The sequence below is a fragment of the Salinisphaera sp. PC39 genome (assembly GCF_040361335.1).
In the GTDB taxonomy this organism is placed as follows: Bacteria; Pseudomonadota; Gammaproteobacteria; order Nevskiales; family Salinisphaeraceae; genus APNM01.
Genome location: NZ_APNM01000006.1, coordinates 50,055 through 62,760, shown reverse-complemented (window position 1 = coordinate 62,760; position 12,706 = coordinate 50,055). Strand labels below are relative to the sequence as shown.

General features: G+C 70.4%; 9 protein-coding genes. 8 read left to right on the top strand and 1 reads right to left on the bottom strand.

All coding sequences use genetic code 11. The annotated features are described in order from the left end of the window. Positions 1-59: 59 nt before the first annotated feature. From PC39_RS07425 to PC39_RS07415, 3 genes are read left to right on the top strand one after another with little or no spacing between them, the layout of a single operon-like run. On the top strand, positions 60-1,295 hold the full coding sequence (locus PC39_RS07425; RefSeq protein WP_353252743.1) for a DUF445 domain-containing protein: 1,236 nt from the start codon (positions 60-62) through the stop codon (positions 1,293-1,295). A gap of 48 nt (positions 1,296-1,343) precedes the next feature. Continuing rightward, positions 1,344-2,090 carry an Abi-alpha family protein gene (locus tag PC39_RS07420; protein ID WP_353252742.1) on the top strand — a complete coding sequence of 249 codons (747 nt, stop codon included), beginning with the start codon at positions 1,344-1,346 and terminating at the stop codon, positions 2,088-2,090. Further along, on the top strand, positions 2,087-3,919 hold the full coding sequence (locus tag PC39_RS07415; RefSeq protein ID WP_353252741.1) for a long-chain-acyl-CoA synthetase: 1,833 nt from the start codon (positions 2,087-2,089) through the stop codon (positions 3,917-3,919). The genes PC39_RS07420 and PC39_RS07415 overlap by 4 nt, the downstream gene beginning before the upstream one ends. Positions 3,920-3,929: 10 nt before the next feature. Here PC39_RS07415 and PC39_RS07410 read toward each other — a convergent pair whose 3' ends face one another. After that, positions 3,930-4,601, bottom strand: coding sequence for a TetR/AcrR family transcriptional regulator (locus PC39_RS07410; RefSeq protein ID WP_353252740.1), 672 nt, complete (start codon positions 4,599-4,601; stop codon positions 3,930-3,932). A gap of 220 nt (positions 4,602-4,821) precedes the next feature. Here PC39_RS07410 and PC39_RS07405 point away from each other — a divergent pair, with 220 nt between their 5' ends. The 5 genes from PC39_RS07405 to PC39_RS07385 all read left to right on the top strand — a co-directional run bounded on the left by PC39_RS07405 (position 4,822) and on the right by PC39_RS07385 (position 12,601). Continuing rightward, on the top strand, positions 4,822-7,320 hold the full coding sequence (locus PC39_RS07405; RefSeq protein WP_353252739.1) for an acyl-CoA dehydrogenase: 2,499 nt from the start codon (positions 4,822-4,824) through the stop codon (positions 7,318-7,320). Positions 7,321-7,333: 13 nt separating this feature from the next. Next, positions 7,334-8,593 carry a serine hydrolase domain-containing protein gene (locus tag PC39_RS07400; RefSeq protein WP_353252738.1) on the top strand — a complete coding sequence of 420 codons (1,260 nt, stop codon included), beginning with the start codon at positions 7,334-7,336 and terminating at the stop codon, positions 8,591-8,593. 29 nt (positions 8,594-8,622) lie between these two features. Further along, positions 8,623-9,933, top strand: coding sequence for an acyl-CoA dehydrogenase family protein (locus tag PC39_RS07395; RefSeq protein WP_353252737.1), 1,311 nt, complete (start codon positions 8,623-8,625; stop codon positions 9,931-9,933). A gap of 179 nt (positions 9,934-10,112) precedes the next feature. Then, on the top strand, positions 10,113-11,318 hold the full coding sequence (locus tag PC39_RS07390; protein WP_353252736.1) for an acyl-CoA dehydrogenase family protein: 1,206 nt from the start codon (positions 10,113-10,115) through the stop codon (positions 11,316-11,318). A 137-nt stretch (positions 11,319-11,455) separates the two neighbouring features. Then, positions 11,456-12,601, top strand: a complete 1,146-nt coding sequence (locus tag PC39_RS07385; RefSeq protein WP_353252735.1) for a hypothetical protein — start codon at positions 11,456-11,458, stop codon at positions 12,599-12,601. Positions 12,602-12,706: the final 105 nt, after the last annotated feature.

Sequence of the window (12,706 nt, the reverse complement as noted above, 5' to 3'; positions counted from 1 at the left end):
CCTTCGCCGGTGAATGGGCCGGTCACCAATCACCAATCACGAATCACCGATCACCGGAAATGAACATCGACCCGGAAATCCTCAAGTACCTGTCGCTGCCGGTGATCAGCGCGGTGGTCGGCTACGTGACCAACCTGGTCGCGATCCGGATGATGTTCTATCCGGTCGAGTTCGTGGGCCTCAAGCCGCCCTGGCTGGGATGGCAGGGCGTGGTGCCGCGCAAGTGCGCCAAGATGGCCGGGGTCGCCGTCGACACCATCACCACCCGCCTGATCACCCAGGAGGAGATCTTCGACCGGCTCGATCCCGACCGCATCGCCCAGGAGCTGGAGGGGCCGCTCAACGAGATGGTCCACGACATCACCGAGGCGGTCATGCGCGAGCACCAGCCGCGTTTGTGGGACTCCCTGCCGGCGGCGCTGCGCCAGCGGGTGATCCGGCGGGTGCAGGCGGAGGCGCCGGCGATGGTCGCCGAGGTCATGGACGAGGTCCGGGAGAACATCCACCAGATGTTCGATCTCAAGGACATGGTGATCACCAGCCTGGTCCGGGACAAGACGCTGCTCAACCGCATCTTCCTGGAGACCGGCGAGACCGAGTTCCGCTTCATCGCCCGCTCCGGGCTGTACTTCGGGTTCCTGTTCGGCCTGGTCCAGATGACGGTCTGGTGGCTCTACCCCGTCTGGTGGCTGCTGCCGGCGTTCGGGCTGCTGGTGGGCTACGCCACCAACTGGCTGGCGCTGAAGATGATCTTCAATCCCAAGCGTCCCTGGCAGTTCGGGCCGGTCGCGATCCAGGGGCTGTTCTTCAAGCGCCAGAGCGAGGTCGCGCACGACTACGGCAACCTGGTCTCCGACGAGATCCTCACCCCGGCCAACATCCTCGAGGCGGTGCTGCGCGGTCCCTATGCGGACAAGCTGTTCGCCCTGGTGCAGCGGCATGTCCAGCGGGTGGTGGACGAGTCCGCGAGCGTGGCGCGGCCGTTCGTGGCCTGGACCGTGGGCACCGAGAGCTACGAGCGCATGAAGGCCTCGGCCGTCGATCACGTGCTCACCCAGATGCCGGAGGCCCTGCAACACGTCACCGACTACGCCGAGGACGCGATGCGTATCCGCGAGACCCTGGTCAGCCGCCTGCAGGGGCTCGACCCCGTCGGCTTCGAACGCATGCTGCGGCCGGCGTTCGAGGAGGACGAGTGGCTGCTGATCGCGGTGGGCGCGGCCCTGGGCTTCGGGGTGGGCTGGTTCCAGCTCGTGTTCGTGTTCGGCGAGGAATTCGCCCGCGCCTTCGGTTAGCATGGTTGCCCCGCGGCCGGAGCCGCGGCACGGATACGGGAAGGGGATATGGCCGACCAGACCAGCCGGAGCAAGAGCCTGCGCCTGCCGACGCCGTTCGGCGTCCGCCTGCTGCGCGGCGCGATGACCGCGGCCGAGGACCTGCCGGTGGCCGGCGCCGCCGTGCGCCGCCTGCAGGACGCCGAGACCTGGGCCCTGGCCGAGCTCAAGCACCGTCTCGACGGGCTCGCGGAGACGGCCGACGAGACCCGCTCGATGTCCCAGGGCATCGGGCCGCGCCCGGCCGAGATGCTCGCCCGGCTGCTGCACGACGCGGATCACGAGACCCTGGCCCAGGCCCGCGAGCGGGACTATCTCTCGGTGCTGGCGCAGCTCTCGCCCGACCAGGCGAAGATGCTGGCGGCGCTGGCCGACGGCCGCCGCGTGCCGCTGTGCCACGTCGGTGCCGGCCTGCCGGCGGGGCCGCTGCGCGAGATCGTGTTGCACAACGCCACCACGCTCGGGCGCGACGCCGGCGTGACCCTGCGCGACCGGGTACCGGTGATGGTGACCCAGATGCGCGCCCTCGGCCTCCTGGAGCTGGGGCCCGAGGACCCGGACATGAAGACCGCCTACGAGATCCTGGCCACGGACGATGCCGTCCGGGACGCCCAGCGCCTGGTCAAGGAGGGTCTCAAGCTCTGGCCGCGCCTGCTGCGCTACACCGTCGGCCTGTCCGATTTCGGACGGGCCCTGTGGGAGGCCGCGCATCCGGGCGCGGCGACCGATCAACCGGTAGAGGGAGACACCGAATGACCGCCACCGCGAGCGAGAAAGCCACCGATCGCGTCACGTTCTGGGACATGGTGCGGCCGGACCCGGACCGGCTGCGCGGCCTGGACCGCGTCGGCCGCGCGGTCGGCCTGATGGCCTGGTCTCGTTTCCGCGAGCATGTATCCATCGGGTGCCTGGTGGAGCACCACGCGGGCGTGCGGCCGCAGCATCCGGCGTTGCGTTTCGAGGGGCGCGAGTACACCTACGCCGAATTCAACGCCGCCGCCAACCGCTATGCGCGGGTGCTACGCGACGCCGGGGTCGGTCACGGCGACGCGGTGGCGGTACTGCTGGACAATCGCCCCGAGACCCTGATCGCGGTCACCGCGATCGTGAAGCTGGGCGCGGTCGCGGCCATGTGCAACACCAAGCAGCGCGGCGAGACGCTGGCGCACAGTCTGCGGACCGTGGACGCGGCCGCGGCCTTGGTGGGGCCGGAACTGCGCGAGGCCTTCGAGGAGGTACGCGGCGACGCCGGCCCCGCGGACGGGCGCGTCTGGTTCGTGGCCGACGGCGGCCAGGGCGCCGCGCCGGCCGGTTATCGCGATCTCGACGCCGAAAGCCGCGACCTGAACGCCGGCAACCTGTCCGAGACGGCGCGCGTGACCAAGTCCGACGCCTGCTTCTACATCTTCACCTCCGGCACCACCGGCCTGCCCAAGGCGTCGGTCATGAGCCATGTGCGCTGGCTGCGGGGCGGGGCCGGCATGGGCCTGGCCGGCATGCGCCTGCGTGGCGACGACGTGCTCTACTGCGCCCTGCCGCTGTACCACAACAACGCGCTGACGGTGTCCTGGGGCGGCGTCCTGGCCGCCGGGGCGACCCTGGCGCTGGCGCGCAAGTTCAGCGTTTCCCGCTTCTGGGACGACGTGGTCGCCAACGACGCCACGGCGTTCTGCTACATCGGCGAACTCTGCCGCTACCTGCTGCAGGCGCCGTCGAAGCCGGCCGAGCGCCGGCACCGGGTGCGCGTGGTGGTCGGCAACGGGCTGCGTCCGGATATCTGGGACGAGTTCAAGGAGCGCTTCGGCATCCATCACATCTGCGAGTTCTACGGCGCCAGCGAGGGCAACCTGGTCTTCGTCAACGGGCTCAACCTGGACCGCACGGCCGGGCTTTGTCCGCTGCCGTTCGCGGTGGTGGCATACGATCCCGACACCGAGGCCCCGGTGCGCGACGCCAAGGGCCGGATGCGCCGGGTCGAGTCGGGCGGGGTCGGCCTGCTGCTGACCAAGATCACCAACTTCGCCCCGTACGAGGGTTATACCGACGCCGACGCCTCGGAGAAGAAGGTCCTGCACGACGTCTTCAAGGACGGCGACGCCTGGTTCAACACCGGCGATCTCGTCCGCGACCAGGGCTGGCGGCACATCGCCTTCGTCGATCGCCTGGGCGACACCTTCCGCTGGAAGGGCGAGAACGTGGCCACCACCGAGGTCGAGAACGCGCTCAACGCCCATCCCGGCATCGAGGAAAGCGTGGTCTACGGGGTCGAGGTACCGGGCACCGACGGCCGGGCCGGCATGGCGGCGATCACGCCCGCCGGATCGCTGGCGGACCTGGACATGGCGGACCTCGCCCGGCATCTGCGCGAGCGCCTGCCCGCCTACGCGGTGCCGGTGTTCCTGCGGCCGCGGCCGGAGCAGGCCATGACCGGCACCTTCAAGTACCGCAAGGTGGAACTCAAGCGCGAGGGGTACAGTCCGGAGGACGGCTCGCCGGTGTACGCCCTCTGGCCGGACGGCGAGGCCTACGCCGAGCTGACCGGGGCGCAGCGGAAGAAGCTGGACGCGGGGAAGGCCCGGCTGTAAGGAACGCGGCCTAGGCCTCGACCTTGGGCGGGCGCTCGTCCTCGTAGAACCGGGCGCCGATGATCATGGCGCGGAAGATCAGCACCGCCTCGCGGGCGAGGCCGTCGGCGTCGAGACCGGTATCCGTGGTCAGCCACTCCTCCATCATCTCGAACACCGCGCCGATCAGCGCCACCGAAGGCAGGGTGTAGTCGCGCTCGGGCAGCATGCCGGAAGCCTGCAGGGCGTCGGCGTAGCGATGCACCAGGCCGGCGATGTCGCGTACCCGCGCGCGCCGGTGGGCCTCCATCTCGCGCGAGACGCCGATGCTCTCCAGGCAGAACACCCGCGCCCGGCGGGGATCCTCCAGCAGGTACTGCATGGCCGCGCGGATGGCGTTGCCCACGCGCGCGTCCAGGTCCTCGCTGTCGTCGGCGAGGGCGGCGGATATCTCGCGGCTGGCGTGCTCGAAGATGTCGTCGAACAGCGCCTTGAGGACCGCCTCGCGACCGTCGAACTGCTCGTAGAAATGGCGCGTGGCCACGCGCGCCGTGGCGCACAGGGTCTCGATGGGCGTGCCGGTGTAGCCGCGCTCGGCGAACAGGGCGAGGGCGGCCTTGAGCAGCCTGTCCCGCCGTTCCGCGGCGAGCTGCTCCGGGGTACGCCCGCGATAGCGGCGTCGGCTGCGAAGAGGTTTGTTCATGGTCCGACAACCTTACTCCAGGAGCGCTTTTCAAACAATAAACCGTTCGTTTTAGAAAAGCCGCTGATCCTTCGTTGACGGGGTCATGAGGGAATAAGGAAACGCACGTTGTCAAATCATTGACACCGATGATGCGTCGCAGTAAATTCCTAAAACCAATATTTTCGGAATGACCGTTTGTTCGGCCGGGCGGGAGCCCGCCGGTCGGAGAGAGTTCGCCATGATTGCATTAGCCGTGACCCTGCTTATCGCCGCCCTGTACTGGACGCTGCTGTATCGCGGCGTCGGCCTGATCGGTTTCACCGCCGTGACCGCCGCGGTGCTGCTCGGCCTGTTCGCGGGCGGCGCCCTCGGTCCCGTCGGCCTGGCCGTGGCGAGCGCGCTGTTCCTGCCGCCGGCGCTGCTGTTCAACCTCGTGCCGCTGCGGCGGGCCGTGGTCACGCAGCCGATCTACAAGCTGTTCCGGCGCGTGCTGCCGGACATGAACCGCACCGAGCGCGAGGCGCTGGAGGCGGGCCAGGTCTGGTGGGAGGCCGAGATGTTCCGCGGCCGCCCGGCCTGGCGCCAGTTGCTCGACTTTGAGATGACCGAGCTCAACGACGAGGAGCGCCGGTTCCTGAACGAGGAGACCGAGCAGCTCTGCGCGATGCTCGACGATTGGCAGATCAACTTCGAGCTCAAGGACCTGCCGCCCGAGGTCTGGCAGTACATCCGGGACAAGGGCTTCTTCGCGATGCTGATCCCGAAGTCGCACGGCGGCCTCGGGTTCTCGGCCTACGCTCAGTCCTGCGTGGTGGCCAAGATCGCGACCCGCTCGCTGACCGCGGCGGTGACCGTGATGGTCCCGAACTCCCTCGGCCCCGGCGAGCTGCTGGTGCACTACGGCACCGAGGAACAGCAGAAGCAGTGGCTGCCGGGCCTGATCTCCGGCAAGGAAATCCCCTGTTTCGCGCTCACCGGTCCCGAGGTGGGGTCCGACGCCACCGCCATGCCGGATACCGGCATCGTCGAGAAGCGCCGCGTGGACGGCGAGGAGATCGTCGGCATCCGCCTGAACTTCTCCAAGCGCTACATCACCCTGGCGCCGGTGGCGACCCTGATCGGGCTCGCGTTCAAGCTCAAGGATCCGGACGGCCTGCTGGGCGATCCTGAGAAGGTCGACTACGGCATCACCTGCGCCCTGGTGTCCGCCGACACCGAGGGCGTCGAGAACGGCCGCCGCCATTTCCCGGGCGCGGTGTTCATGAACGGTCCGGTCAAGGGCGAGGACGTGTTCGTGCCGCTCGACGCCATCATCGGCGGCCCCGAGCAGGCCGGCAACGGCTGGCGCATGCTGGTCGAGTGCCTGTCCGCAGGGCGCGGCATCTCGCTGCCGGCCCTGTCCACCGCCACCGGCAAGGGCATGTACGGCGTCACCGCCGCCTACGCCCGCATCCGGCGCCAGTTCGGCGTGCCCATCGGTAAGTTCGAGGGCGTGCAGGAAGCGCTGGGCCGGATCGGCGGCTACGCCTACATCCTGGAGGCGACCCGCAACCTGACCGCCTCCGCCGTCGACCACTGCACGCCCAGCGTGGTCACGGCGATGATGAAGTACCACATGACCGAGATGATGCGGCAGTGCATCCTCGACTCCATGGACATCCACAGCGGCCGCACCATCATCATGGGGCCGCGCAACTACCTGGCCGCCGCCTACCAGGCCCTGCCGGTGGCGATCACGGTCGAGGGCGCCAACATCATGACCCGGAACCTGATGGTCTTCGGGCAGGGCGCGATCCGCTGCCATCCCTACGTCTATCCGGAGATGGAGGCGGCCAAGAACCCCGATTTCGACGCCGGCCTGGCCGAGTTCGACCGGCTGGTGTTCGCCCATATCGGCTTCGCCGTGAACCGCGGCGTGCGGGCCCTGACTCTGGGCCTGACCCAGGGGCGCCTCGCGCGCACGCCGGTGAGCGGCGAGATGGCCGGCTACTACCGCCACCTGGAACGATTCTCGGCGGCGCTGGCGTTCGCCTCGGACGTGGCCATGGGCGTGCTCGGCGGCGAGCTCAAGCTGCGCGAGCGCATCTCCGCGCGCCTGGGCGACGTGCTGTCGCACCTGTACATGGCCTCGGCGGTGCTCAAGTACCACCACGAGCAGGCCCGCGGCGAGGCCGACGCGGTCCACGCCCACTGGGCGATGCAACACCATCTGGCCGAGATCGAGAAGGCCCTCTACGAGGTCGCGCGCAACTTCCCGGTCAAGGCGGTGCGGCCCCTGCTGCGGCTGGTGACGCTGCCGCGCGGCCGCAAGTTCGACGGCCCGGCCGACAGCCTCAACGCCCGCGTCTGCGATCTCATGCTGGACGCCGACCCGCAGGGCGAGTTCACCGGCCGCCTGCGCTACGACGTCTACGTGGGCGAGGGCGAGGACGATCCCACCGGCCGCATCCTGCGCGCCTACGAGAAGCTGCGCGAGGTCGAGCCCTACTACGAGGACTTCCTCAAGGCGCTCAAGAAGGGCGACATCGCCGGCGAGACCCTGGAGGAACAGCTCGCGGCGGCGGTGCGCGCCGGCGTGATCGACGAGGCCCAGGCGCGCGGCATCGCCGAGTACGACCCGCTGCGCTACGATGCCATCCTCACCGACGACTTCAGCCACGAGTACCTGGTGAACCCGTTGTCCGAGGAGGCGCGCGCCGAGGAGCGGCGCAACGGCACGCTGCGCAAGGCGTCCTGACGCGCCCGATGCCATGAGTCGCGTCGGCCGTTTCGGTGCCCGTCTGGTCGACGTGCCGGCGTCGTTGGCGCCGGTCACGGCGATCGCGCCCGGCGAGGCCGCGCCGGGCGCGACGGATCTGACGCCGCGTGCCGTGGACGCCGTCTGGCGGGCGGTCGAGGACCTCTACCGTAGCGGTGCCTATCCCGGTATCGCCTTCTGCCTGCGCCGCGACGGTGTGACGGTGCTGGACCGGACCCTGGGACACGCCCGCGGCAACGGTCCCGACGACCCGCACGACGCTGAACGGGTGTTGATGACGCCGGACACACCCGTCTGTCTGTTCTCGGCCTCCAAGGCGGTCACCGCGATCCTCGTCCACAAGCTGGCCGAGGAGGGCGGCATCGATCTGGACGCGCCCGTGGCGCGGTACCTGCCCGAGTTCGCCGGCCGCGGCAAGGCCCGGACCACCATCGCCGAAGTCCTGTCGCACCGGGGCGGTTTCCCGCTGTTCCAGGCGCCCGACGACGATGCGCCGACCGAGACCCTCCTGGACTGGGACCGTTGCATCGAGCTGATCTGCGGGGCGCCGCCCACGCACCGGCGGGCCCCGCGCATGGCCTACCACGCGATCACCGGCGGCTTCGTCCTGGCCGAGGTGATCCGGCGCGTGACCGGCGGCGAATTCACCGATTATCTGGACAGCCGTCTGCGGCGGCCGCTGGGCATGCGCCATTTCACCTTCGGCCTGCCCGAGGGCGAGCGCGACGCGGTGGCGCGCAATTACACCGCCGGCCAGCCGGTGCGCTTCCCGCTGACCCTGGCGGTCAAGCGGGCCCTGGGCGCGCCCTTCGAGGAGGTGGTCGACATCTCCAACCACGACGCCTTCATGCGCGCGGTGGTGCCGGCCGGGAACCTGTACGCCACCGCCGAGGAGCTGTCCCGCTTCTACCAGATGCTCCTGGACGAGGGGGAATACGAGGGCCGCCAGGTGCTGTCGCCGGCGACCGTGCGCCGGGCGGTGAAGCCCGCGGTGCGGCTGCGTTTCGACCACACGCTGATGATCCCGATGCGCTACTCCGAGGGGTTGATGCTCGGCGCCAACCCGTTCGGCCTCTACGGGCCGCTGAGCGCCCGGGCCTATGGCCACCTCGGCTTCATGAACATCCTCGGCTGGGCCGATCCGTCGCGGCGGCTGGCGGCGTCCCTGCTGGTCACGGGCAAGGCCCTGCTCGGCGGGCATCTGGTGGCGCTCGGCGAGCTTTTGACAACCATCGCCTGGCAGTGCCGCTAGCCGGGCGAACACCGGAGGGGGAACACGCGATGGCACGCAATCCGATGGGACTCGGTATCGCCGCCCTGCGGCGGCTGGGCGGCAGCCCGCTGCTGGACCGGTGGGGGCTGCGCGACGCCATGCAGCGCCTGGTCTTCCAGGGCAGCCGCGGCGGCTTCGCCGCGGCCACGGCCGGCAACCGTGCGTTCAAGGCGGTGCGGCGTCTGGGGTCGCCCGGCCGGCCGCCGGCGTCGACCGCCGGTGACCTATTCGATCTCACGCCCGACGACGACCAGGCCATGCTGCGCGACGCCGCGGCCCGGTTCGCCGACGAGCGGCTGGGGCCCGCGGCGGCCGCCGCCGACGGGGCCTGTGCCGCGCCGCCCGAGCTGTTGTCCGAGGCCGCGGCCCTCGGTCTCGCCGCCCTGTCGGTGCCCGAGGAACTGGACGGCGCCGGCGGCGAGCACTCGCCGGTCACCGGCGCCCTGATCGCGGAGGCCCTGGCCCGCGGCGACATGGGCCTGGCGCTGGCCTGCTTGGCGCCGGTGGGCGCGGCCAACGCCCTGCTGCGCTGGGGCGACCCGGACCAGCAGGCGGCCTACCTGGCGCCGTTCGCCGGCGACGAGCCCCCGGCGGCCGCGCTGGCCGTGACCGAGCCGCGGCCGCTGTTCGACCCGCTCCGGCTCGACACCGCGGCCGAGGTGAAGGGCGGCGGCTACGTCCTGGACGGCACCAAGTGCCTGGTGCCGCGCGCGGCGGACGCCGAGTTCTTCCTGGTGGCCGCGCGCGGGCCGGACGGCGCGCCCGGGGTGTTCGTGGTTGAGCGCGACACCCGAGGACTGACGGTGGAACCGGACCCCGGCATGGGGCTGCGGGCGGCCGGCACCGGCCGGCTGTCGCTGAAAAAGGCGCGGCTACCGGCCACGGCCCGGCTCGGCGGCGAGGCCGGCTGCGACTATGCCGCGCTGATCGCGCTCTCGCGGCTGGCCTGGGGCGCCCTGGCCACGGGCACGGCCCAGGCGGTACTGGACTATGTCGGTCCCTACGCCAACGAGCGTCAGGCCTTCGGCGAGCCCATCAGCCACCGCCAGGGCGTGGCCTTCATGATCTCGGACATCGCCATCGAGCTGAACGGCCTGCGACTGGCGGTCTGGCGCGCGGCGGCGCGCGCCGCCGCCGGCCGCGACTTCGCCCGCGAGGCGGCCCTGGTGCAACGGCTGGTCGCCCGCCACGGCGCCGGCATCGGTAGCCGCGGCGTCCAGATCCTGGGCGGCCACGGCTTCGTCAAGGAACACCCCGTGGAACGCTGGTACCGCGACCTGCGCGGCGCCGGGGTCATGGAAGGCGGGGTGATGATTTGATTTTTGCTAACCACAGAGACACAGAGGACACAAAGCATTGAATGTTGAAAAGAACTAAAGAGCACAAGTCCGATGTGTAAGACGCATGCGCCTCGTGGTTCTTTGCCAAACCTCTTTCTTCCCTCTGTGATCTCTGTGTCTCTGTGGTTAGTGGTTAGCCGAATAACGGAAGACAAGCCATGATCAATCTTGAGACACCCAAGCGGTACCGCGGGCTGGTCCGGCAGGCGAACCAGGTCGCGCGCGAGATGTTCCGGCCGATCTCGCGCAAGTACGATCGCGCCGAGCACGCCTATCCGAGCGAGCTCGACACGCTGGCGGCCCTGATGGACGGCATGAATGCCGGCGGCGAGCAGGCGACCGGGGCCGGCGCCCTGTCCCAGGACGACAGCGGCGGCGAGGGCGTGCGCAACGGTCGCAACCTGGCCGCGGTGCTGGGCATGATCGAACTCTGCTGGGGCGACGTCGGACTGGCCCTGTCCCTGCCCCGCCAGGGCCTGGGCAATGCCGCCATCGCCGCCGTCGCCGACGAGGAGCAGGCCGAGCGCTTCAAGGGCTGCTGGGCGGCGATGGCGATCACCGAGCCCGGCGCCGGCTCGGACTCGGCGGCGATCCGCACCCGCGCGGTGGCCGACGGCGACGACTATGTGCTCAACGGCGAGAAGATCTACGTCACCGCCGGCGGCCGCGCCGACACGGTGGTGGTTTGGGCGACCCTGGATCCGTCCGCGGGCCGCGCCGCGATCAAGTCCTTCCTGGTCCCCAAGGACACCCCCGGCCTGGAGGTGGTCCGGCTCGACCACAAGCTGGGTATCCGCGCCTCCGACACCGCTACCCTGCGGCTGACCGACTGCCGGGTGCCGAAGGCAAACCTCCTGGGCAGCCCGGAGATCGACACGCAGCGCAGCTTCGCGGGCGCGATGAAGACTTTCGACAACACCCGCCCGATCGTGGCCGCCATGGCCATCGGCCTGGCGCGGGCGGCGCTGGACGAGACCCGGAACCTGCTGGCGCGGGCGGGCATCGAGATCGATCACGACCGCCCCGCCGCCGCCCGCTCCGCGGCCGCGGCGGCCTTCCTGGACATGGAGGCCGACTGGGAATCGGCTCGCCTGCTCACGCTCCAGGCCGCCTGGATGGCCGACAACGGCCGCTCCAACTCGCTGGAGGCCTCCATGGCCAAGGCCAAGGCCGGCCGCATGGGCACCGATGTCACCCTCGGCTGCGTCGAGCTGATCGGCCCGAGCGCCTACGCCGAGACCTCCCTGCTGGAGAAATGGGCCCGCGACGCCAAGATCCTGGACATCTTCGAGGGCACCCAGCAGATCCAGCTCCTGATCGTGGCGCGGCGGTTGCTGGGGAAGAGTTCCTCCGAGCTGAAGTAGATTAACGGGCTCTCAAGGCGCGGGCGTTTTCGCCGATTACCTCATTGGAATCCTCGCCCGTGAACTTTCCGGGCGGGCGCCTGTCGTCAAGGACGAGTCTTGTTTTTCGAGCCCTCCGGGCCTTCCGGGAGATGCCGTTGAAGACACCGGTCGCCATGTCGGCCGTCCTGGCCCTTTTGTTGTCCGCCTGCGCGTCGGTCGACCGCCGGGAGGCGCCGGTCGGGGACTGGCAGATGCCGCCGGTCCGCTCGGAGGTGGACGTGGACGCGGCGATGCCGTTGTCCGCGGGCGGCGACGAGGCGCTGTTCCGGAGCAGCCTGCGGGCCGGCGATGCCGGCGACTGGCTGGACTACGGCGCCCGCTACGCCCTGGTGCCGGGCGATATCCTGCGCAGCATGCGCACGGGCGGCGAGTCGCTGCGCAGCGCGCCGACGGAGTTCGGCGGCCATTCCCTGAGCCAGCAGTTGACCGCGGCCCTGCCCACGCCGCTGAGCGCGCCGCTGCGCCTGGATGTCGAGAGCGGGCAGGAATCGCTGCTCACCGGCGACGGCCGCCGGCGTTCACGCTCGACCGCGGCCGGCCTGCGGTGGCGGCCGGGTCCGATCGGCCTGGATCTGCGCTGGTCGCTGCCCCGGGAGACGGTGTCCGGGCCGTTGGACTGCACCTTCGACGGCAGCTTGAGCCTGCCGGCGGAATTCCTGGACCCTGTCGGGACGCCATCGCTGAACGTCAGCGGCCGGCAGTGCCGGGTGACCGCGCCCGGCCGGGTGGCGGCCGGCTGGTCGATGGAGAGCTGGGGCGCGGCCTGGCGCTGGGGCGAGCGTACGGGCAACGCGCTGCGCCTGCGCCGTGTCGCCACACGGCGCCCGGCCGGTTCCGCGTCCGATGCCGGTGCCGACTACGAGTTGGGTCTGAGCCACAGTCGGCTCGTCGGCGGCTGGCAGGCGCGGGCCGAGTTGGGTCTGCGCCGTATCGGCGAGCCGCTTGCCGGCGACGTGGATACGCGCTGGACCGCCGATGTCGCCCTGCGGCGCCGGCTGGACGACCTGTCCGTCACCGCCCGCTGGGCGCACGCCAAGGATCCGCTGTGGTTCGTGCCCGTGGCCGCTCCGGTCGGCAGCGAGCGGCTGTCACTGGGCCTGGATTTCGACCGCTGGCTGACCGCGGTGTGGCCCCGGGCGGCCGAGGCCGCGATGGGCGCGTCCTGGGAGTGGACCCAGGTCGCCGCGGGCGACGCCGGCGGCGACAGCCGCGTGAATTGGAACCTGTCGCTTACCTGGTAGAGAAACAAGAAATCCACGGATTTCACGGATGACGCAGATGCACGCTTCTTCGCTCTGCGAAATCCGTGTAATCCGTGGATTATTGACGGAAAGCCCCGGCGGCCG